Raw genomic sequence first — 22,503 nt, 5'->3', positions numbered from 1 at the left:
TTGTTGCCTAGTTTTATCGGCGCTCAGCACTCAGTTGCACGGTACTGATGGATCGCGCCAGAAAACCAGCTTCGCAATAGCACAAGTAAAATCGCCACTGGCGCTGAAAACGTTCGTCAAATCCCTGCTTGTGTAATAAAGGCCAGTTCTGCTCAAAACGCTCACGCCATTGTTGCAGCGTGCGGGCATAGTCACGGCCAATATCGAACAGATCACATATCACCAGATCGCTGTGGCGTGTGAGGGTATCGCACAGCGCGGTTATCGACGGCAAGAAGCCTCCGGGGAAGACGTAACGCTGGATAAAATCCACATTGCTACTGTATTGCTGATAACGCTGGTCGGTAATGGTGATCGCCTGTAACACCATTTTGCCTTTAGGTTTCAGTAACTGCTGGCAACGTTTGATAAATAGAGGCAAAAAACGTTTACCTACGGCCTCGATCATTTCGACCGAGACCAGTTTGTCATATTGCCCCGTCAGCTCACGGTAATCCTCAAACAACAGAGTAACGCGCTCCTCTAACCCGGCTTGCTTAATACGCTGTTGGGCATAAACGTATTGTTCCTGCGAGATAGTCGTGGTGGTGACGCGGCAGCCATACTCGCGCGCGGCAAATTCTGCCAGCGCTCCCCACCCAGTACCGATCTCCAGCAGATGATCTTGCGGTTGCAGATCTAACTGTTGGCACAAGCGACGCATTTTAGCCTGTTGCGCCTGTTCCAATGTCATCTCCGTTTCGCTGTACAACGCGCTGGAGTAAAGCATTTCACTGTCGAGAAACTGCTGATAGAAGCTGTTACCCAGATCGTAATGTGCGGCAATATTGCGCCGTGCCTGCCGCCGACTATTATCGCGTAGCAGGTGTACTAGCCGATGCCAAGGGGCAGTCAGCCAACTTAGACGGGCCTCCATTTTATCGACCAACTGCATGTTACTGGCCAGCAATTGAAGCAGGCGGGTTAGATCAGGACTGCTCCAATAACCGTCAATGTAACTTTCTCCACCAGCAATACTGCCGCCCAACAGTATTCGGCGATAAACTCGTGGATCATAAACCTCGATTTCAGCCTGTAGTGGTGCCTGAGTATCACCAAACTGGATTTCACCGATACCGGCTTCACGCAGCAATAAGCCTCCCCCTTGCAACTTTTGTAGCAAGGTAAAAATGATACGGCGAGCGCCTTTGTTGTGACTCGAAAAAGACGCGCTATCGGCGAGGGTGTATTCTGAGGAACTCATTGTTCATCCTTACCGCCGCTGGCGGGGTGAGGGTAAATGGGCGTGCGTTTCAGCCATAATTTCAGTGCTTGCCAATAAATAGCCGCAGCAGTTTTCAGCGTCATCAGGGGCAGGAGCCATAACTGTCGGCGCAACGTTGCCCGCGTCAGCGGGTGTCGATAAAGCAGTAGTGTGGCATCAAATTCGCGGCTGGCACGGTGATTCTCAATATGGATGCGCAACCGCTGTGCAGGGGCTGAAAGCCGCCAGTGGTAGGTCATGTCCATCGGGTTAAACGGCGACACATGGAAAACCTTGTCTATGGTTGAGGTACCCTCTGGGTTAACCGCATAGGTATGGCGTTCATTCCACGGGGTATTACGGACTTCTGCCAACAACCAACACAGTTTGTCATCTTCGTTATACAAGTAGTAAAAATTGACGGGATTGAAGTAACACCCCAGATAGCGCAACTGGCACAGCAGCATAACGCGGCCATTCAACCTTTCGCCGGTCAGTTGCGCAATACGCTCCTGCGCTTTGTGTTTAATATCGCCCCCACCCAGATAATCGCTACGATAAAACGCCGCCGGGGCAAAGCGTTCCAACGCAATACCCAGCGCAGGCAATTGCGTCAGTTCATCAAGATCAATTAGCGGCATGAAGATTTGGTAATCAAAGCTGTGTTGGACCGGGCTGAAGCGACGATGGCGCACGTGTCCAACATACAGGGCGCTATTCATGTGGCATTCTCCTGCAACAAAACCTGCGTGACATCCAACGCACTGCGTACCCCATCTTCGTGGAATCCGTTATACCAGTAAGCGCCGCAGAACCAGGTATTGTGCTGCCCGTTTATCAGCGAACGCTGCTGTTGCGCCAATACCGTGGTCTGGTTGAACACCGGGTGATGGTAACGAAACTGGCGCAGAATAAGTGCCGGTTCAATCGGTTGCTGCGGGTTGAGTGTGATGCAAAAGGTCTGTGGCGCATCCAAGCCTTGCAGAATATTCATATTGTAAGTCACGCTGGCGCGCTGGCTCTCTGCATGCTCGTCGCTGGCAGGCAAGCGATAATTCCAACTGGCCCAGGCACGGCGCTGGCGTGGCAGCAGGCGAGTATCGGTATGCAGAATGACTTCATTTGCCTGATAGCCTAATTGAGCTAAAACACTTTGCTCCTGCGGGCTGGCATCAGCCAGAAGGCGCAGAGCCTGATCGGCATGGCAGGCAAAAATCACCTGATCAAAATGTTGTTGCCCCAAAGAGCTATGAAGTATCACCCCTTGTGGTTGGCGTTCAACCCGCAGGACAGGCATATTTAGGTGCAGCGTCAGGCTGTCTGCCAGCACAGCCAACATGCGGCGCACATACTCACGCGAGCCGCCTGGCACCACAAACCATTGTGGGCGGTTGGTGATGTCCAACAGGCCGTGGTGATCGAAAAAACGCAAAAATAATGCCAACGGAAACTGGCGCATGTCGGTCATAGAAGAAGACCAGATAGCAGCCCCCATCGGTAACAAGTAATGCTGGGCAAAATAGGGGGAAAACCCTTCCTGTTGCAGAAAATCGTCCACCGTTTGAGCCGCAATACCGCCATTCGCCAGGTTTTTCTTACATTGGCGATTGAAGCGCATAATCTCTGCCAGTAGGCGATAAAAACGTGGATTCAGCAGGTTACGGCGTTGGGCAAACAGCGTATTGAGGGTATGGCCGTTGTATTCCAAGCCACTACGTGGATGTGTTACCGAGAAGCTCATCTCCGTGGGTTGGCCATTGATACCCAACTCAGCCAGCAGAGCAATAAATTGCGGATAGGTCCGCTCGTTATAGACGATAAATCCGGTGTCGATAGCGTAACTGCGCCCTTCTAGCGTGACGTCCACGGTCGCGGTATGCCCACCGGGATAATCATTAGCTTCAAATAGTGTAACCTGATGTTTTTTAGCTAATTTCCATGCGCAGGTCAAACCGGAAATCCCACTGCCGATAATGGCGATTCTCATTGGATTACCTCACCAAACGCTTGGCAAGCCAGCGCTGTAGAGCTTGTGGAAGTAGGCCTGCCAGCCGTAACAGCGCGGCGAACAGTGGGGGAAAAGCAATTTCAGCGGCCCCTTTTGCCAGGCCACGGCGAATATAGTGCGAAGCCTGTTTAGGGGTGATTATCATCGGCATGGCAAAATCGTTGCGGTCAGTCAGCGGTGTGGCAACAAAACCGGGTAATATCAGCGAAACGTTAATATCGTATTTTGCCAAATCCACGGTCAGGCTGCGGGCAAAATAGGCAAGTGCTGCTTTGGAGGCACCATAGGCTTCGGCGCGCGACATGGGGATCAGGCTGGCTGTTGACCCCACAAGGGCGATCCTGCTCCCTGGCAACAATTGTGGCAACAGAACATCTAAGCAATTGATCGGCCCTAAAAAATTAGTATTAAGCACCCGTGCAACCCGTTCAGCCTCTACGACACCGTTATCAAGATATTCACAGGTTCCAGCACATAAAATCACCAAATCAGCCGGACATTGCGCCAACGCCTTACGCGTAGCAGACAAATCGGTTATGTCGAAATGGCGCGTCATAATCGCTGGATCATGCGCGCTAAGTGCCACCAACCGGGTTTCATCACGCCCACAGGCGGTCACCTGCCAACCCTCGGCGGCATAGTCGAGAGCCAGTTGCTGTCCAATACCGGAACTGGCTCCGGTGATCACCACGTGTTTCATGCTTGCAGCCTCTTCTTTAACTTGAGAACAACGCCACCAAGCAGCGGTATGTGTTCATAAAGCATGGCACCCATATCGTAATAGTCGCGCTGATAAATAATCCGCTGTTCGGCAAAGCGCAACAGACTGATACCCTCTAAGCTGAGCACAGCGCCACGGCGCAGACGGGGATGGGCATAAGTCATATGCCAGCATACCGAGGCTTGTTGGTCATGATGCTGAATGTCAGTGAGAGTAAAGCTACAAGTGCTTAAGTTACTGAGCAGTAACTTAAAATAGGCTTCAAGTGAACGTAACCCCTGATGTTCTCCGACGGGATCGATAAAGTGGATATCGCGATGATAAACACCCGATAGGTCAACCAGCCGTGCTGTATCCAGCGTGGTATAGAACTGCGAAAAACGTGCCAGCAATGCTTCAGCGTTACTCATGGCGATGCTCCGCAGTATGGGTTAGCAGAGAGTGGTTATCGATAAACGTAATATTTAACCCAGCGTCGTCCCAGGCAGCTAATTGTCGCCGTTTAGCGGTATTGAGCACACCATCGGTGCAGATAAAGTAGCGTTCGGCCTTGAACATCGCTAATTGCGGGGATGCCAGTGAACCCGGCAAGATATCGATATGCATATTGTTTTTGGCCAACACGATAGCGGCCATCCACAATTCGGTAGGATCAGTATTTCCCCACCCAAGTAGCAATACATTTTCACCTGGCTTTTTACGCGCACCAAGCATACAAAAAGTAGCGTATTCAATGATCACGCCATCCAACAGACTACTCAACATATGCAGCAATTGATGGTCATGCTTGAGCTGTGATCGTAGTGGCCGTAGAACATAGTCAATAAAAGCCTGAGGCGGATATTCCCGTCCTAGCTCAAAAATACGGCTGCGTAGTTTATGGGGGGCAGGAGTCTGGATCAGCGCCAGCAACTGTTGTTGCAGTGTGACCCAGTTAGTACTCTCGTCAGGCACCGTGCCGCCGTCGAGTAAAGGTTTGATCTGGCTAACCGGCACACCGCGCTCTATCCAACGGAGAATGCTGCGGATACGGACAATATCATCGTCATTGAACTGTCGATGCCCGCCTTCAGTGCGTTGTGGCTTTAACAGGCCATAACGCCGTTGCCAGGCACGTAGCGTTACCGGATTAATACCACAAAGTTGAGCTACCTCGCTGATACTGTATGTCGCCATGCCATTTACCTTGCCTAAAACACCTATAGATTAACCATAGCGGGTTAATACAAAGTTGTACAAAAAAAATAATATTGTACAAGTTTGAGCGAGGCATGATGAGAGAGATTACTATGGTGAAATTAGGCAGGCTTTGCGGTGTTATCTGGGGGATGGGATAGCTGATACCGTATTAGCAGTACCAGCAAAAACAACGCTGAGGAGCAGGCTGCCCGCGAATCAGATTGATAGCGGGCTGTTGTCAAAAAAAAATTGTCAGATAGCCTGCTTAAGAATGTCCGCAGCAAAGGCAGATGTATCGATTATCCAACAATCTCTTTTATATAACTTAGTGTTTTCCTGGCAGCATTCTGACCAATGTATTGTCGCGCATAATATAGTGATGGAATATTGCTGCCGCAGCGTGCAAACCGACAATGAAATAACCCGCATTGGCAATCAGCTCATGGATTTCTTTTAAATCATGCTGCATAACACTATCTTCAACACTTGCTACTGGCATGACATACGAGAAAAATGACCATTCGACGTGACCATAATACAGAGACAAAACGCCAAGTAATGGCAAGCTGATAAATAAAAGGTATAAAACTCCATGAACAGCTTTTGAAAGAACGAGCTGCCAACGTGGAGGTGCAGGAATGATGTCAGGATCTTTATGGGTTACTTTTAGAATAATGCGAATCAACATTAAAATCATTACGCTGACCCCGAACGTATAATGAAGAGTCTTCATCAATTCACGGATATCACTGCCTTTGGCAGCAAATCCTTTTAATTCCATTGCGGCATAAGTGAGTACAACCAAAATAAAAATGACCCAATGGAATAAAATTTGGCTAGGTGCAAATTTTTTGTTCATGACATATCCTCTGAATTTTGATACTTCAATTTATGCTTATTACATTAAGTAAACATTAAGCGTCTGAAATAAAAAATTCTATTATCAGGGCTATTTGTGCGATCCGCCCTATTCTGGTTTCAGCTTGTTACCGAACCAAATAGCATGCCAACCCCCGATGATACCCCCATCGCAAGCGCACTCCAGAAGGTAATTCGAATAATACCTGGCCATATTGGCGCTCCGCCTGCTTTCGCGGCAATTCCCCCCAAAATAGCCAAAGAAGCCAATGCTGACAGGCTAATCGCTGGAATTGCCCAATCGGCCGAGACGATGAACGCCACCAACAAGGGCAGTATTGCTCCCGCAGAGAAGCTCATCGCAGAAGCCCATGCCGCTTGTAATGGGCGAGCAGTAGTAATTTCAGATATCCCCAATTCATCACGGGCGTGCGCCCCTAATGCATCATGGCTCATCAGTTTTTCAGCCACTTGCTTGGCCAGTGCGACATCAAGGCCACGATGGACATAAATCGAAGTTAACTCACGGAATTCACCTTGAAAATCAGCGTGCAGCTCCGCCTGCTCTTCCGCCAAAGCGGCCTTTTCTGTATCTGACTGAGAGGATACCGAGACATATTCCCCTGTTGCCATCGACATCGCACCTGCTACCAGACCGGCAATACCGGTCAAAAGAATACTCTGATGGGTCGCATTAGCTGACGCGACCCCCAGTAACAAACTCGCGGTAGAAACTATCCCGTCATTAGCACCAAGAACTGCGGCCCGGAGCCAGCCTATCTTTTCTATACTATGCCGTTCTCTGTGCATCGTGGCGCTACCTTTTAGAGTTTATCAAGTCGCTGTTGAATATCCTGACGACGGCCTTTATCTGCTGATTCTCTGCCTGAACGTGCCGGGGCCGCTAGCGCTTTTTGTAAATATACTTTCGCATCAGCTTTGCGCCCTTGTTCCAGCAAGAAATCGCCATAGAAATAGTTGGGATCTATACCGGTTGGATTCACCTGCAACGCTTTTTTTAACAACAGTTCGGCTTGTTTTTTATCACCAAAACCAATGGGCCAACCGGGAACCTGATAATAGAGGGTTCCGAGGCTGGTATACGCAGATCCATCCAACGCATTAGCATCGAGTTTTATTGCCAGCTCCAGCTTAACTTTCGCGTCTTTAACCAAATCCAATGCACCCAGTCCCCCCTTCTCTCCTGCCCAACTGCTTTTAACGATAGCAGACCAAATTAATAGATCAGCGCGTGATCCGTTGGCCGAACTGGCTTTATCTGCAACAGCGCTGAGTTTTTCCAGACAGGACTCTTTCAGTTTTGCCGCCACCTGATATTGGCAAACAGCCCATTGATTCTGGATATCTGCCAATTCACTCTGGGCATAAACAGCGGTACTGCCAAAAAAGGTGAGTAACAACACTAACGTCTTCATTGTGAATCCTTCTTATCACGGGAAGCATGTGCATGGCGGGCAATAATAGCGTGTTGCTTCGCGAGCGCTTTATCAACAACGCTGGGGAAAATTGCGTTTAATTTGACAAAGAACCGCTCCGGCCAGCCAAGCCATCGCCGTGTTACTTCTTTATTCAGTGCAATAACGGCCTGTTTCGCTACAAACTCGGCACTGTCACTTTTTGTCCCCAACTCTGCATTCATGGCATAAACAGCCGTTGAATTAAGCGCGGTTTGTGTGGCTCGAGGCGCAAAATAAAGAACATTGATGGCCGAACCGTTTAATTCCCGTGCCAGTGCCTCACTAAAACCACGTAGGGCAAATTTACTGGCGCAATACACACTATATCCGGCATAACCGATGCTACCAAAGCTGGAACCAATATTCATAATAATGCCGGGTTTACTGATATAGGGTAGCAAAGCTCGTGTCAGTAATATGGGTGCCTGAATATTCAATGATAACTGCTGTATTATTTGTTGCTCACTTTGCTCCTCAAGCCATGCAAAATGATTGGTGCCAGCATTATTAATTAAAATATCAATACTAGGTTGATCCCTAAGCACTTCAACCTGTTTTGCCAATGCCTCTGAGTCACAAAGGTCAGCTACCCATATTTGATGATCATCGGGATTAGGTAGTGTATTCAAAAGCTGTGTAAGGGCAATTTCATTGCGCCCGTGCAATATCAAACACGCGCCCTGCTTCGCCAAGGTATAGGCCAGTGCTCGACCAATGCCGCCACTGGCACCAGTCAGCAGAATACGGCTATTATTGAGTTTCATTGCGATTGCCCCATCAGGCCGCGCAGCATGTCGCCATAAAGCTGGTAAACCACTTTGGCGGAGTGGATGATAGCCGCGCGATCTTCGGCTTTTTCGACTTGGTTCATTAATGATTCAAAAAAAGCCAAGTGTTCTTTATCCAGTTCGCCGTGTGAACTGAGGTAGCTCATGGCTTTCTCCGGTAACCCCAACCCTTGTTTGAGCTGTTGAGCCACCGTTGTCGCAATAGCAACACTGGTCCCTTCCAGGACGTGCACCATACCAAAAATACCCATCGGATTAAGGCGCGAGACATGATCATAGAGAAACGCGATCATTAACTCTATCGCCAATACCGGCTGACCGTAACGAACAGCCTGCGCATCACCACCACAAGTGCGAATATCATTTAATATCCATTCCTGGTGCCCATATTCTTCATCAATATATTCAGCGATAGCCCCACGAACCCACTCATACTCTGAGCTCATCCGGCCACCCGCCGTCATCAGTAAAGGGACGGTGTGGCTAACGTGATAGAAGGCCTGGGTCAAAAAGGCGATATACATTTCGGCATTAATATTCCCAGTACGACAAGCCTCTATAACCGGAGCAGAAAGGAGTTTTTCTCTGTCCGCCGCTGTATCATGCTGTAATTGTTGATAAAAATTCATACTCTATCTCCTGCAATTAATTGGCGGATACGGAGGTGATACTCGGACAGAATTTGCTGCCTTTTCGGACGCCCGTTATTGGTTAATAACCCGTTTTCTACACTTAGCTGGGCCAGAAGATAATGGTGAACCTGTGCGTAATCAGGCAGCCGGCTATTAAGTTGAGATATTTGATCTGCAAGGCTATTTTCATAACCGGGTGTCGGTTGAATCAAAGCAACATTGGCGCTTAACCCATCACCAAAGATGACAATACGGGATATCGCCGGAAAAACTTGGGCTTCGGCTTCAACCCATTCCGGTGAAAAATTCCGACCAAATGCCGTAATCTGAACATTCTTTTTACGGCCAGTAATATGCAGGAAACCCTGGTTATCAAAATGACCCAGATCGCCAGTCGCCACAGCCTGGGCGGGTGCTGGCTCGCCCAAGTAACCAAGCATTGTCGAGCCTGAAATCAGAATTTCTCCATCTTGCGCAATACTTATCTGACAATGCGGTAATGGTTTACCCACTGAGCCGGGCAACATATTCCCCTGCGTATTCAGGGCAACCACCGAACCACATTCTGATAACCCATATCCTTCATAAACGGGTAATCCTAATTGATGCGATTTAGCCACTAAATCCGTGGCAATCTTTCCGCCGCCAACAGCAACAAAACGTAAACTCTGCGCCAGATCAGGATTTATGGCACACAACATCACCAACAAGCGCAATAGCTCTGGTACCAGTACTAAGCTGTGCGGACGCCATTGTTGAATTGCTTGGGCAAGAATCTGGTAGGAAAATTGGCTGGAACCGGTAAAACCCACTTCAGCAAGCGGCGGTATACGGCTACATGCGCCGCTTAGCAGCGGGACATACAGCCCGGTAATATTTTCAAGTAATGTTGAAAGAGGCAGCAACGTCAGATGCTGTTGAATATTAGCAGGAGCCACCCTGTCGATAAGCGATAGGCTGACTTTCATCAGATGATCCCAACTCAGACACACCCCTTTGGGATGTCCCGTGGTTCCCGATGTATAAGTGATTTTTGCAGTATGCCGTGGTAACTCGGGCACCGATACCGGTTGGCGGCGATGCAGAGCGTATTCAAATGATGTGGTCGTTATCCAACCTGCGCGTGCAGGGCCAATCAAAGCATCCGCACCGCTGCTATCAAGCAGCCAATTCTGCTGTTCATTACTGAAAAAGACCGGTACCGGTATAATAACAATATTGGCTAATGCGCAAGCCAAATCGATCATCGCCCAGTCAATGCCGTTATCCAGTAAAAGTGCCAGTCGTGCTATTTTCTGGTGGCGAAGTCTCTCTGCCAACGCCGTTATTTTGGGCAATAAATCACCGTAGTTAATCACCTGATGGCTATCACATAGCGCAGGACGTAAAGGTTGTTGCGCCGCCATTTTCGCCAACTGTTCAAAAAGGATCATCTTTGTGTCCTCATTTGAAAGGTAAAAATGCTGGGCATTGGCGCAAACAAGGAAAGTAATAAACTGGTTTTACTCAGGACCTGGCGACCCTGATTTAAGTCCCCTACCATTACACAGGGTTGGCTCTGGTAGTATTCACCCCACGCCAAAGCATCTTCGCCGAGACGATTTGCCAGCGCAGGAGCAAGTTCCCGTGGTTTTAAATTCAATCGGTGAAAAATATTGCGTAATTTTTGGGTGCCGGTAAACACCACATAATCAAGCTGGTTCTCACATAACAACCGGCAAATAGCCGCAAACATAATTCGCGCATTTCCCGATTCCGAACAAGCAAAGTTACCTATTTCAACTAAACGATCACGTAAAACTGAATGTCCTGTTTGCGTTGCAATAACCGCCTCGATAGGTGCATCCAAATAGCGCTCAAGATAGAGTTCCCCGGCATCACCACGATTCAGGCCACAGGCCCCAACGAGGACACCATCAGCACGATACAACCCTAATAAATGAGGTAAAAAATGGGGGATAGTGGCATTAAACTCACGGCTATACTCCCGCTGAATATATTGTTGCAGTTTGTTTGCTTCTTGCTCATTCGAAGCAAATAACAATTGGTAAGGTGCCTGAATATTCATGCTCATAATCGCTCCTTTTACTGATAATAAGGAGTCTAATGATTGATGCTTAAGAAAAACTTAAGCTGATTCAGTATTTACATTTCACGATTAAAACAACAGAATAAATAGAGTTTAAGAAACTTAGCGATTCCGTTGGACAGCAATCCCAGTCCTAAAACTGGATTATTTTCAGTAATTCATAATATTAATCATCTGGTTAGTATTTACTGTCAGTTGTTGTCTGGAGAATCAAATGCAAGAAAATAAAGTTGTCGATGATATTAATAATAATTCTCATGAACGATTCCGTGCTGCCCGTAAAAGTACATGGATAAGTGTATTTGTTAATTGCCTCCTGACATTATGGCAGATAGTTACCGGAATATTCTCCGGGTCTCAAGGGCTTATAGCGGATGGTATTCATTCACTATCTGATTTAGTTGCAGACTTTGTTGTACTTATTGCGAACCATAAAAGTAAAAAAGATCCCGATGATGACCACCATTACGGCCACCACCGTTATGAAAATGGAGCATCATTAATTCTGGGATCAATATTATTTATTGTGGGTATCGGGATGCTGTGGTCAGCAGCAAATAAAATTCAGCACCCCGAGGCGATCCCTCAAGTGCACATCATTGCACTTTGGGTGGCCTTAGCTGCTTTGGTTTTCAAAGAGCTACTTTTTCGCTATATGTTAGCCGTTGCTACCCGTGTTAAATCCAGCATGCTAGTCGCTAATGCCTGGCATGCCCGCTCTGATGCCGCTTCATCTTTGGTTGTTGCTCTCGGGATTATCGGTAATTTATTAGGTTTTAAATTCCTTGACCCGGTTGCTGCCCTTGTCGTAGGTCTTATTGTGACCAAGATGGGTTATTCATTTATGGCAGACTCACTACACGACTTAATGGACCGGGCTGTAGACATTGAAACTGAAGAGAAAATAAAAACAACATTATTGGCTACAGACGGTGTTGAAGGTATTCATGACCTGAAGACAAGAAAGATGGGTGACTTAGTTATTGTTGATGTTCATTTGGAAATTGATGGTCATTTATCAGTAAAGGAAGGGCATGACATTGCCGTTGCGGCCAGAAATGCAGTATTAAATAACCATCATGTTTTAAATGTAATGACACATGTAGACCCATTGAATAGATGACGATGAACGGTTTTTTTCCAAACTGTGGGTAATAGAATCGAGGCACGGTTGATCTAGCATTGATTTCATAAGGTATTGCAGGTATAACTAACAGCCATTTAGAGATATAGACGTCTAAACGGATAAAATATCATGCACTCACCTGTTCCCGTCGAAGGGCAGTTCAAACGTACAATGAAAGCCCGGCATCTGGTGATGCTGTCCCTGGGGGGAGTGATTGGTACCGGCCTATTCTTCAATACTGGCTATATAATTTCCACCACAGGTGCCCTTGGCACACTGTTGGCCTATATGATCGGCGCTCTGGTGGTCTATCTGGTGATGCTCTGCCTGGGGGAACTGTCGGTGGCGATGCCAGAAACGGGGGCTTTCCACGTTTATGCTTCGCGCTATCTTGGCCCAGCTACCGGCTATACCGTTGCCTGGTTATACTGGCTGACCTGGACTGTAGCCCTCGGTTCCAGCCTGACCGCTGCTGGTTTCTGTATGCAGTATTGGTTCCCTCAATCGCCAGTGTGGTTATGGTGCCTTATCTTTTGTCTGGCTATTTTTCTGCTCAATGTGGTTACTACCCGCTTCTTTGCCGAAAGCGAGTTCTGGTTCTCACTGATCAAGGTCGTCACCATTCTGGCGTTTATCATTTTGGGTGGTGCGGCGATGTTCGGCCTATTGCCGATGAAGGACGGCACACCCGCCCCCTTCCTGCACAATCTGACCCAATCTGACTGGCTGCCAAACGGCACCTTACCGATCCTGATGACCATGGTGGCGGTCAATTTCGCGTTCTCCGGCACCGAGTTAATCGGTATTGCCGCTGGCGAAACCGAAAACCCGGAAAAAGCGATTCCTTGGGCAATTCGCACCACCGTGATCCGCCTGAGTGTTTTCTTTATCGGTACGGTATTTATTCTGGCTGCGCTGATCCCGATGGATCAGGCTGAGGTTGTCAAAAGCCCGTTTGTACTGGTATTTGAACGTATTGGTGTGCCTTATGCCGCCGATATATTCAATTTCGTGATCCTGACGGCCATCCTGTCCGCCGCTAACTCTGGTCTTTACGCCTCTGGCCGCATGCTGTGGTCATTGGCCAATCAGCGAACCTTACCTGCTTATTTTTCCCACATCAATAAACGCGGCATTCCCATTAATGCGCTGATCTTTAGCATGCTCGGCGGCTTGTTGGCGCTGTTGACCAGCGTTATCGCGCCAGATACGGTGTTTGTCGCACTATCAGCGATTTCTGGCTTTGCCGTCGTTGCGGTCTGGCTGAGTATCTGCGCAGCCCATTACGTTTTTCGCCGCAACTACCTACGCAATGGGCAGCCAATAGAGGGACTGAAGTACCGTGCACCGGGTTACCCGCTGACGCCGATCGCAGGCTTCAGCCTGTGTCTCTTAGCCTGTATCGGTCTGGCCTTCGATCCTGAGCAACGTATCGCCCTATACTGCGGGCTACCCTTTGTTGCCCTGTGCTACATCACCTATTACCTGACCCACCGTGCCAGGGAAAACCAACCATTGGGAGAGAATCATGCCGGTTAATAACCCTATCTCCGCGCTCTTAACCGCTGACCGTACAGTGATTTTGGATGGCGCATTGGCTACTGAACTGGAGGCGCGAGGTTGCGATCTTAGTGATCCGCTGTGGTCAGCTAAGGTGCTAATTGAGGATCCTGAACTGATTTATCAGGTTCATCTGGATTATTTTAACGCGGGGGCACAATGTGCTATCACTGCCAGTTATCAGGCCACCCCACAGGGCTTCCTCCAACGTGGTCTGGACCAGCAACAATCGCTGGAACTCATTACCAAAAGTGTTCAGTTGGCACAGCAGGCACGTAAAGACTTTTTGAATCAGCATCCGCAAGCTGAGCCGCTGCTGATTGCCGGTTCCGTTGGCCCATACGGTGCTTATCTCGCAGATGGATCTGAATACCGAGGCAATTACCGGCTGCCACAGGATGAGATGATCGCCTTCCACCGGCCACGTATCGCAGCACTGGCTGAGGCCGGGGTTGATCTGCTGGCCTGTGAAACACTGCCATCGTTTCATGAGTTGCAAGCGTTGCTAACACTACTGCAAGAATTCCCTACCTTGGGTGGCTGGTTCGCATTCACACTACGCGATAACCAACACCTTAGTGACGGTACTCCACTGAAGGATGTTCTGGCGCTATTGCGCGGCAATCAGCAAGTACTGGCCATCGGCATAAACTGCATTGCGCTGGAAAACGTCACCCCTGCGCTACAGCAGTTTACCGCATTGGCTGACAAGCCACTGTTGGTGTATCCAAACTCAGGGGAACATTACGATGCTGTAAGCAAAACCTGGCACGCCTGTGGTGGTGAACACAACCACCTGATTGATCTGGTCGGGGAATGGCAGCGTCTGGGAGCACGATTGATTGGCGGTTGCTGCCGTACCACACCAAAGGATATTCGCATCATCGCTGAGCACTGTAAGCCGTAATCCCCCAGTGATACTGTAGCCAAGCGCCAACAGTATCACTGGCAAGTTTTGCCGCTTTGCTGGCCTGCGACAACGCCTCTAAATATGCTGCTTCACCTGAGCGGCATTATCTAGTCGCCTAATTGCCGGCGTCAGGCTGGCGGCGATAGTCGCTATCACGACAGCAACGGCTGAAGCCAGCAAAACGGCCCGGCTGCCATAATGCATAGCGAGAGGCCCCGCAGCAAGTTCCCCGATAGGAATTGCCACAAATGACCCCATCGCATCATAGGCATAAACACGCGCGAGTTTCTCAGGTGGAATATGGGTTTGTAGAGAATGCGCCCACACAACACCAAATTGCCCAAACCCGACCCCGGCAATAAAAAATGCCACCATAAGGATAGCAGTCGAAGACACCATACTGAGGAGAGTAATGGGTATTGCGCAAAGTGCGACCAGAATGACACCAATAAACAGATCACGTCGTGGCCGCCAGCGGAGCGCAATGAAAGAACCGGCAATCAGGCCAATACTTTGTGCAGCAACAATAATCCCCCAACTGGCACGCCCAAATGAAGCATCAGCCACTATCGGGCCAAGGATCATCACTACGCCGCTAAAAGCCGCATTAACAACGGTGAACTGGGCAACAATAGTCCAAACCCACGCGCGAGCAATAAACTCCTGCCAACCATCTCGTAGATCCTGCAAGATATTGGTTTGCGATGTGAGGAGCTGTGCCGAGGCGGTTCGAATCAAGAGATAAAGCGGTGCTGAAGCAGCAAAACCCAAAGCATCGACGGCCAATCCCCAGCCAGGCCCAATGGCAGCCGTCAGAACCCCACCCAATGAGGCACCAATTACCGTCCCGCCATAGATGCCCAACTGGATAAAAGCGTTCGCTTCCCTGAGGTTACGTGCTGGTACTGTTTGTGGAACCATTGCTGAAGAAGCAGGAAGTGCAATACCCGCAGCCGCGCCGTTAATCGTCCCGAGGACCGCCAACCACATGATTGTTGCTGTTCCGTCCAGCACTAACCAGGCAACGATCCCTTGAGATAAGGCGGCAATGACGGATGAAGACAGCAGAACCTTACTTCGAGAGTAACGATCCGCAAGTACCCCACCAATTAATAAGAAGGCAACGTTGAAAATAGAGCGAGCAGCCACCACCAGACCTAAATCTGCTGCGGAACCGCCGATATCCAGCACGGCAAAAGCCAGTGCAATCGGTGCGATGCCATTGCCTAATACCGTGAGGAGGCGGGCAAAAAACAAGTTTCGAAACGGTGCATAGTGAAATACATGTCGGGAAGATGAGACCATAGCGTTCGTATTCACTCACTGTGCCCAGAGTTAACGGTGGTAAGTATACATTTAAATGATAAGTTTATAAAATCAATTGGATACCCCAATAAATCGGTATTAATCACTTAATCGACTCAATCTAATAAGGGTAATCCTACAAAAATCGCCAGCGTGTGATCATTGTTCATACATCACAACCTGGCGTTTGCAAGGCCCCCCAGCGACTATAACGACCATATTGTTACATCCGCCAATTTACTTACTAACTTGACGCTGTCCGGCCAATATGAATTCAGAAAGGAGGTTAAAAAGAGAGTAAAACCAGCGCTGGGAGAACCCCAAACCATCGACAAAAATTATCTGGATTTTGATACAGCTAATATTACGCTAGACATGCCTCATTAATATGAAAACGATACGATTGCATTCTTTTTTCCATATTTATTTTTTTCATTATTGAGTTCTTATGTGCATTAACCGTTTTGATGCTGAGCTTCATCATCTGAGCTATAGTCACTAAATTAATACCTAATTTTAAGTAACACATAACGGTGCGTTCCTTACACGTAAATGCTTTCTCATTGGCAGGGTAGGTAATTGCATTACTTTCGATCTCAAGCTCTTTCTTTTCCAACAAACTAATAATATTCTGGATTACACCGTCAATCTTATCATTACTATAATTGCCATATATAATACCTGGGTTATTATCAGGTAATTTTCCGTCGGAAGTTAAACGTTGGCGGTCATTCAGGAACACAACGAATAATGTGTGTTTTTTGTTACCATGAGTATTCCGAATATGGCGTTCACAATAGAGTTGTGCATCCTGTTTTGAAACTCGTTTTAAAGCTTGTGTCTTTTTAGCTGGAATAATTAATGAATCATTAAGTATTAATTCAGTTATCTCTTCTAAATGCTTGGATAGTTCAGATTGTAACGCCAAAGAGAAAAATATATCTTTCTCATGAATAACCACCATGACACTTTTGTTCATAAAGCCTCTCGTGAGATACTGATGGTATCTCGGTAATTCTCAACATGAAAATTTAAAATCGTACAGGTGGTACCTAACCACACCTAATGACAACCATACCAAGCAACCAAACCCCCAAAACAGTAGTTACTTTATTCAAAAATCAACAATGCGGCAACATGTGTCGATAATTGTTAAATATATAGTTTTTTACTCTAAAACTTAAGTAAATGAAGATGTTATACATCTTAAAATATAGCCAATAACAGGCTATGTATTTTTTAATATTGTATTTTAAATAGAACTTAAACTGCACACCACCACCACCTAAAAATACAAATTGACAATAAATTATTTAAAGTTTAAATATGCGCACATCAATCAATAGCTCGTTCATAAATCAACTTAATCATGAAATACCTAATTAACTACACTATTTTCTTTAAACCATCAGAAAAGAAATTAATGATTCTTAATGATGAAGATATTTTTGTGATTTTGTCCAATCCAGCAACCCGTTTACTGCTTGAGTTCATTAAACACAGAAACAAAGCTATAGATAGAATCACGTTATTGAAGGACATATGGGAGGACTATGGATTCACTGCATCCAATAGTAATTTAAACACCTATGTTAGCGAACTGAGAAAGGCGTTCAAAGCGTTAGGTGAAAGCCCACAAGTCATTTTGACGATACCAAAACATGGGTTCCAGTTTGTTGCTCATGTTGAATCACAGATGAAGGATGAACGTCAGGAAAATGACTGCCTTATTGACACTCAAGATATAAGCGATGAAAAGGTAAAAAACTTAAATTTTAAAAGAGAATTCAACCGAGATGAAAAACAGCCTGATATAGATGTAACTCCCATCACTGGCAAGGAAAATATAGATAGTAATGCTGAAAAAATGGAGTTTAGCGCAAAGATATTACTGATCTTAGTTATATTTACAGTTACTATAACTGCATTTAAGATTTATTATAGCTGCGCTGAGATAATAATTAATAAGAAAAGCCACGTGCTTGCCGGTAAGATTGGGAAATGTATGCTGTATGTTAAGAAAAACTCTACCTATCCGCCCGCTGATCAACTTATTAACTTGGTTAAAAATGATTTACAGCAAGATGAAATAGATTGCAAAAATGATAATAACGAAATTTTTTATCTAAAAGGGAACAATGACCATAAATTTAATCAGCTTACCTTTATTGGTATTTGTGCAAAAAAAGAAGGCAGTGATTCCACATCTTGCAGAACAATAAGTATAAACTCAGGAGTTTAGGCGTGAAGAAGAAAAACCTAACTATTATGTTTTTGGTAATATTAATGATGGTTGCTTTGGTATGGGTTTATCTATCACTGTCTCAAGTCGCATTCAAATGCTATTCCGAACTCAATCTAAAGAAAGAAACCACACCGCTCCACTCTATTGAGTTGCAAGCAAGTACTTCGTTTTTCTTCTATCGAAATGGTAGTGGATTTATCAAGTTTACGGGAACTGTAGATGACAGTAGCTCACAATACGTACTTAATCGCATGTTGCCGTTCAAATATTCAGATCTCGACAATGATGGTATCTACACCATCAACTTCATAGCGCAAAAAATCAGAGCTATCGATGATGTCCCTGAAGATTTGTGGTCAAAGTTTATTGAAACAGGTAACGATAATATGCCGTACTATATCAATCTGGAAAATATCAGTAAAAATATCTATATGATTAATGGATTAGCTTCACCGATAATGGTGTGCTCTAGCGAACAAAATTAAACTGATAATTGTGCATTCTGGCGAACAAAATTAACGTGGTAGTCCAGAGTTACTGCCACGTTAATACTTAAATCAGTTAAACGTCACCAGCATTTCGGCTGCCGCGCTTACAGTCCCCGTCGGCAGCGAACTGCCCCCCGAACATAAGCGCCACGTCACCTGGTTGCTGGTGCTTTGACTTGCTTGTGTACTGGTGATGTTACCCACTTTTAACGGGGTGTTATCAAAGGGCAGCCCGGTGGTTGCCGTACAACTACCACTGCCGGTGACACCATTATTAATCTCACCGGTAATATAGCCACCACCCTGACTAAGTGCCAAGCGGCTTGGCGTACTTCCATACAGGCCGGTGAGCGCCCGGAACTGCACGTTGATATTGGCAGCAATACCCACCGAGCTGTCTTGCGTACACTGGGTTATCAATGAATTGGTCCGGGCACTGAGTTCAGCACCGCTCTGGAGATTAATGGCAATCGTGCCAAAATCAATCTGAGTGGGGGTGCTGACCGTACACTCTAGTGTCGAAACTCGTATTGTTGTGTTTTTTGAAAAGATAGCAATAAAATTGCTAGCCCCAAATGCTCCCGTGACAAAATTCACATTAGATAATGAAATATTACTCTGACTGGTTTGCGTGCCGTCAGCCACCATCACCCACGTACCTGTCGCTGTCGCATTGATATACGTGCTGGCCTTATAGAAATTAGTGCTGCCGGACATTCTGGGGGCTAAACACCAGGCGCTGCTCGCAAGCGGATTCGTTATCACCGCACCACTTGACGTCGTGGCTTGCGTGCTCGGCAACCCAATGGTCCCACTGAGCGTCTCTGTCGTGTTATTCGCCAGCACATAATTGGCCGTCACGGTTGCTCGGGGGATTATCCCAAGACCTGGGGCTATCTTGAACACTTTATACCCGGCAATGGTCGTCAGCGAACTGTCCGGTACACACGAGCCTGCCGACAGGGTTGTGGGGGTAATATAGGCCACACTATTGTAGACATATAAATCTGGGCTTGGGTAACTGGCTGTTGATGTGATGGTTTTATTGGTGGCACTAAATGGCATCCCCTCCCACACAATACCACTGCCTTTACCAATGGTAATGGTGTCCGCCACCGCAGACTGCCCCATCAGCGCCAGCAGGCACAGGCCAAGGGAGTAGCGAGATATTCTGTGTCGCACACATTGACGGTTATTTTTCATGGTGTTTTCTCCCCAACAAATTCATGCTTACCGGATACCCAGGCGATTAACTCGCGTCACAACGCGCTGTTAATTGGCGAACAGGGTTACTCCCCGAGCTTGCTGCACTGCCCGCCAAATCAAACACTGCGCGGCACTGCTGGTCCGCACCCTGGCCCCATTTCGTCATCAGTCGGCCCTTTTCCGGCAGCCCACTCAGGTACACCTGACCGGCGTCGCCAACAATACCGGTGTTGTTTTCACTCCCGGAACCGCCTTCCACCGTCACCAGTGCCCCAAACGGAATGTTGCTTTCCCCTCGGCGCAACGTCACCAGCGCCTGATACCCCACCCGCGTATCAAACTTCGCCATCACCACCGCCCCTTTGGTCGGGTAGACCTTCAGGCTCGATTTCGCCATGTCGACATCATCCGGCAACGTGGCCGGGTTCAGGCTGATATTGTTGTTCTGGTAGTTCGATAAATACGGCACCACCGCATAACCCCGGCTGTCGGTGCGCACATTCCCGTTCATCACCTCGACACCCTCCGCGCCTGGCGCACTCACTATCGCCACCGAACTGCCCAGCATTTGCCCCAACGTCACCCCTTCCGGGTGGACAACCAGATTGCCGTTACCGCTGAGGTTCAGCGAACGGAACTGATTGCTGTAGCTGTACCCCATGTTTGCCATCCCTTTACTGCCCTGATAGCCCGCATTCAGGGTGGAATTGTCACCACTGCTGCCATTTGACTGGCTCTGCATCGCGCTGTAAGAAAGACGGTCATCCAGCGCATTGCCGCTGACCCCAACCTGCTGCTGTACCTGCCCCTGATTATTATGCGTCATTTGATAGTTAACATAGTGGCGGCTCACCGCCGGGGATGAACTAAACAGGCTAAACGGCACCTGCATGTTCATGGATAACTGCCGATTTTCAGGCCACCCCTCGTCACCTTTTATCCGGTCAATGCTGTAAGCCACACCGAGACTGACACCCCGGTAACTGGTGTTGTAACCGGCTGAGACCGTGTTATTCACCTGGTTATTGCCCCAAAAATCATTGCGGGAGGCCGACAGATACAAAGCCCCCCAGTCCCCCAGTTGCTGGCTGACGCGCATCTGAAAATTGGAACGCTGACGCTCTAAGGCCCAGGGCACCTGACTGTCATTGAGTTCATACCCCAGATTGTTGAAATCCGAGAAACTGTAATAGTGGCGGGTCGAATACCGGTAGGCCGCCAAATCCACAGCGGTGCCGGTGCTCAACAGGCTTTTGGCATAACGCAGCCGATAAGAGCGGCCTTGTTGCTGTTCATCCTGCCCCTGCAATCGGGCTGTGGAGGTGGTGACATCGGCTGAAAGCGCGCCAAAAGTCCCCAGTGACAGGCCCGACCCCGCCACAAAAGAGAGATAGTCGTCAGCCATCAGCCCACCGCCGTACAGGGTGATGTCATAGGGCAAACCATAAATAAAGGTGCCCAGTGCAAACGTGGCCTCACGCGAGCCTTGCGTTATCCCGCCGTCGTAACGCCCGGTGGTAAACTCATATTTGAGGGCGCCGGGGCGTTGCATCACCGGTAAAGAAGAGAACGCCATTGTCTGGCTGCGCACCGTGCCGTCAGCCTCAGTGATAGTGACCGTCAAATCCCCGCCCTGACTGGTCTGATAGAGGTCATTAATGCGAAACGGCCCCGGTGCAACATAGGTTTGATACACCACATTGCCGTTCTGGCTGACCGTCACCCGCGCATTACTTTGCGCAATACCGGAAATCTCCGGGGCAAACCCCCGCAGGCTGTTAGGCAGCATTTCTTCGCTGGAATTCAGCTTAATACCGCGAAACGGAATACTGTCGAACACCTCATTGCCGGTACTGCTTTCCCCCGCCAGCACCTCAGCGCGCAAGGCATGAATATCGCGCTGTAAATAGGTATTGGAAAAGCGGGTGTTTTGCTGGCTCGACGACGCAGTGCCACTGTTCTGGCTGCGGGTATAGGTCATGTCACTGCGCAAACGCCAGGCCTGCCAGTTCAGCCCGTTACGCAAACTGGCAAACAGATTGGTCTGTTCGCTGCTGTCCATTCCAGCCCGCGCACGTTGCCAGTTTCGGCTGCCATTCAGGCTATAGTTCATCAGCAACGCGGGCACGCCGTCGTCCCACAATGCGGGGTCGACATAACCGGCGGCGTTTTGCTGCATGGCAATCTGCGGCACACTGATGTCCAGCCGCAATTGGGATAAGTCAAAGTGCACCTGTGCATCAGGAATAAGGGCGGCCAAATCATTGACCGGCTGGTCCGGTGGCAATGCGCTGAACCCCGGCAACGCCGCAGTATTGACCCCCAATTCATGGAGGAGCGCGGGCGTCAGTTCCGGTTGCACCTGACCTTGTGCATTCTTTTTAAAGTTAAGGGTGTGCTGCCCCTGATCCGACTGATTCATCCACAATGTGACCAGATAATGGCCCTCTGCGACCTGGCCGGCGGATTCAAATGCACTCAAGTCGGTGCTGGTCGACTGCGCGCCGCCCAATGACAACAGACGGGGGTCAAAATAGTCACGCGCCCAGACAGGGAATGCCCCGGCCAGCAGCCAGACTCCGGCCATAACGAACGACACGATGGGCCTGTTACGCCTGTTTTTTATTGTTATGTTGTGCATGACGTGAACCTGTCCATCAAAATCAG

22 protein-coding genes are annotated in these 22,503 nt (G+C 48.2%); 5 read left to right on the top strand and 17 right to left on the bottom strand.

Features of this window, described 5'->3' with window-relative positions; all coding sequences use genetic code 11:
• Window positions 1-13 precede the first annotated feature (13 nt).
• From EL015_RS03550 to EL015_RS03490, 13 genes are all read right to left on the bottom strand, one after another.
• Window positions 14-1,243, bottom strand: coding sequence for an SAM-dependent methyltransferase (locus EL015_RS03550; protein WP_032907306.1), 1,230 nt, complete (start codon window positions 1,241-1,243; stop codon window positions 14-16).
• A complete protein-coding gene (locus EL015_RS03545; protein WP_032907307.1) occupies window positions 1,240-1,965 on the bottom strand; it encodes a DUF1365 domain-containing protein in 726 nt (241 codons plus the stop codon). Before EL015_RS03545 ends, EL015_RS03550 begins: the two co-directional genes overlap by 4 nt.
• Entirely contained in the window at window positions 1,962-3,230 is a 1,269-nt protein-coding gene (locus EL015_RS03540) for an NAD(P)/FAD-dependent oxidoreductase (RefSeq protein WP_005189951.1), read from the bottom strand. Before EL015_RS03540 ends, EL015_RS03545 begins: the two co-directional genes overlap by 4 nt.
• Before the next feature lie 4 nt (window positions 3,231-3,234).
• Window positions 3,235-3,951, bottom strand: a complete 717-nt coding sequence (locus tag EL015_RS03535) for an SDR family NAD(P)-dependent oxidoreductase (protein WP_032907308.1) — start codon at window positions 3,949-3,951, stop codon at window positions 3,235-3,237.
• The gene (locus EL015_RS03530; RefSeq protein ID WP_050413770.1) at window positions 3,948-4,382 is read right to left on the bottom strand and encodes a nuclear transport factor 2 family protein; all 435 of its coding nucleotides are present in this window, start codon (window positions 4,380-4,382) and stop codon (window positions 3,948-3,950) included. The genes EL015_RS03535 and EL015_RS03530 overlap by 4 nt, the downstream gene beginning before the upstream one ends.
• Window positions 4,375-5,148 carry a MerR family transcriptional regulator gene (locus EL015_RS03525; protein ID WP_005189962.1) on the bottom strand — a complete coding sequence of 258 codons (774 nt, stop codon included), beginning with the start codon at window positions 5,146-5,148 and terminating at the stop codon, window positions 4,375-4,377. Before EL015_RS03525 ends, EL015_RS03530 begins: the two co-directional genes overlap by 8 nt.
• Before the next feature lie 328 nt (window positions 5,149-5,476).
• Window positions 5,477-6,010, bottom strand: a complete 534-nt coding sequence (locus EL015_RS03520; protein WP_005189966.1) for a cytochrome b — start codon at window positions 6,008-6,010, stop codon at window positions 5,477-5,479.
• Window positions 6,011-6,129: 119 nt separating this feature from the next.
• Entirely contained in the window at window positions 6,130-6,819 is a 690-nt protein-coding gene (locus tag EL015_RS03515) for a VIT1/CCC1 transporter family protein (protein ID WP_032907311.1), read from the bottom strand.
• A 14-nt stretch (window positions 6,820-6,833) separates the two neighbouring features.
• Window positions 6,834-7,445, bottom strand: a complete 612-nt coding sequence (locus EL015_RS03510; protein ID WP_179204131.1) for a tetratricopeptide repeat protein — start codon at window positions 7,443-7,445, stop codon at window positions 6,834-6,836.
• Entirely contained in the window at window positions 7,442-8,251 is an 810-nt protein-coding gene (locus EL015_RS03505; RefSeq protein ID WP_032907312.1) for an SDR family oxidoreductase, read from the bottom strand. The genes EL015_RS03510 and EL015_RS03505 overlap by 4 nt, the downstream gene beginning before the upstream one ends.
• The gene (locus EL015_RS03500; protein ID WP_032907313.1) at window positions 8,248-8,904 is read right to left on the bottom strand and encodes an iron-containing redox enzyme family protein; all 657 of its coding nucleotides are present in this window, start codon (window positions 8,902-8,904) and stop codon (window positions 8,248-8,250) included. Before EL015_RS03500 ends, EL015_RS03505 begins: the two co-directional genes overlap by 4 nt.
• On the bottom strand, window positions 8,901-10,340 hold the full coding sequence (locus EL015_RS03495; RefSeq protein WP_032907315.1) for an AMP-dependent synthetase/ligase: 1,440 nt from the start codon (window positions 10,338-10,340) through the stop codon (window positions 8,901-8,903). Before EL015_RS03495 ends, EL015_RS03500 begins: the two co-directional genes overlap by 4 nt.
• Window positions 10,337-10,981: a thermostable hemolysin gene (locus EL015_RS03490; RefSeq protein ID WP_005189983.1), complete on the bottom strand. Its 645-nt coding sequence runs from the start codon at window positions 10,979-10,981 to the stop codon at window positions 10,337-10,339. Before EL015_RS03490 ends, EL015_RS03495 begins: the two co-directional genes overlap by 4 nt.
• Before the next feature lie 229 nt (window positions 10,982-11,210).
• On the opposite strand from EL015_RS03490, the gene EL015_RS03485 reads away from it, so the two are divergent.
• The 3 genes from EL015_RS03485 to mmuM all read left to right on the top strand — a co-directional run bounded on the left by EL015_RS03485 (window position 11,211) and on the right by mmuM (window position 14,589).
• Window positions 11,211-12,119, top strand: coding sequence for a cation diffusion facilitator family transporter (locus tag EL015_RS03485; protein WP_005189985.1), 909 nt, complete (start codon window positions 11,211-11,213; stop codon window positions 12,117-12,119).
• 132 nt (window positions 12,120-12,251) lie between these two features.
• Entirely contained in the window at window positions 12,252-13,661 is a 1,410-nt protein-coding gene (gene mmuP, locus EL015_RS03480) for an S-methylmethionine permease (RefSeq protein ID WP_032907317.1), read from the top strand.
• Window positions 13,651-14,589: a homocysteine S-methyltransferase gene (gene mmuM / locus EL015_RS03475; RefSeq protein ID WP_032907318.1), complete on the top strand. Its 939-nt coding sequence runs from the start codon at window positions 13,651-13,653 to the stop codon at window positions 14,587-14,589. Before mmuP ends, mmuM begins: the two co-directional genes overlap by 11 nt.
• Window positions 14,590-14,667: 78 nt before the next feature.
• On the opposite strand, the gene EL015_RS03470 is transcribed toward mmuM, so the two are convergent.
• Both EL015_RS03470 and EL015_RS03465 read right to left on the bottom strand, forming a co-directional pair.
• Window positions 14,668-15,897, bottom strand: coding sequence for an MFS transporter (locus EL015_RS03470; RefSeq protein WP_032907335.1), 1,230 nt, complete (start codon window positions 15,895-15,897; stop codon window positions 14,668-14,670).
• Between the two features lie 364 nt (window positions 15,898-16,261).
• A complete protein-coding gene (locus EL015_RS03465; protein ID WP_005189998.1) occupies window positions 16,262-16,876 on the bottom strand; it encodes a helix-turn-helix transcriptional regulator in 615 nt (204 codons plus the stop codon).
• Between the two features lie 444 nt (window positions 16,877-17,320).
• Between EL015_RS03465 and EL015_RS03460 the strand changes: the two genes are divergently transcribed.
• Together EL015_RS03460 and EL015_RS03455 are read left to right on the top strand one after the other, a co-directional pair.
• Window positions 17,321-18,139: a winged helix-turn-helix domain-containing protein gene (locus tag EL015_RS03460; RefSeq protein WP_050074603.1), complete on the top strand. Its 819-nt coding sequence runs from the start codon at window positions 17,321-17,323 to the stop codon at window positions 18,137-18,139.
• Between the two features lie 2 nt (window positions 18,140-18,141).
• On the top strand, window positions 18,142-18,627 hold the full coding sequence (locus tag EL015_RS03455) for a FidL-like protein (protein WP_032907321.1): 486 nt from the start codon (window positions 18,142-18,144) through the stop codon (window positions 18,625-18,627).
• A gap of 72 nt (window positions 18,628-18,699) precedes the next feature.
• Here EL015_RS03455 and EL015_RS03450 read toward each other — a convergent pair whose 3' ends face one another.
• A complete protein-coding gene (locus EL015_RS03450) occupies window positions 18,700-19,833 on the bottom strand; it encodes an adhesin (protein WP_231118603.1) in 1,134 nt (377 codons plus the stop codon).
• 46 nt (window positions 19,834-19,879) lie between these two features.
• Window positions 19,880-22,435: a fimbria/pilus outer membrane usher protein gene (locus tag EL015_RS03445; protein WP_241971670.1), complete on the bottom strand. Its 2,556-nt coding sequence runs from the start codon at window positions 22,433-22,435 to the stop codon at window positions 19,880-19,882.
• Window positions 22,436-22,503 lie beyond the last annotated feature (68 nt).

It is taken from the genome of Yersinia intermedia (assembly GCF_900635455.1).
GTDB lineage: Bacteria > Pseudomonadota > Gammaproteobacteria > Enterobacterales > Enterobacteriaceae > Yersinia > Yersinia intermedia.
The sequence above is the reverse complement of the archived record's forward strand: the minus strand, read 5'-3'. Positions and strand labels throughout refer to the sequence as shown.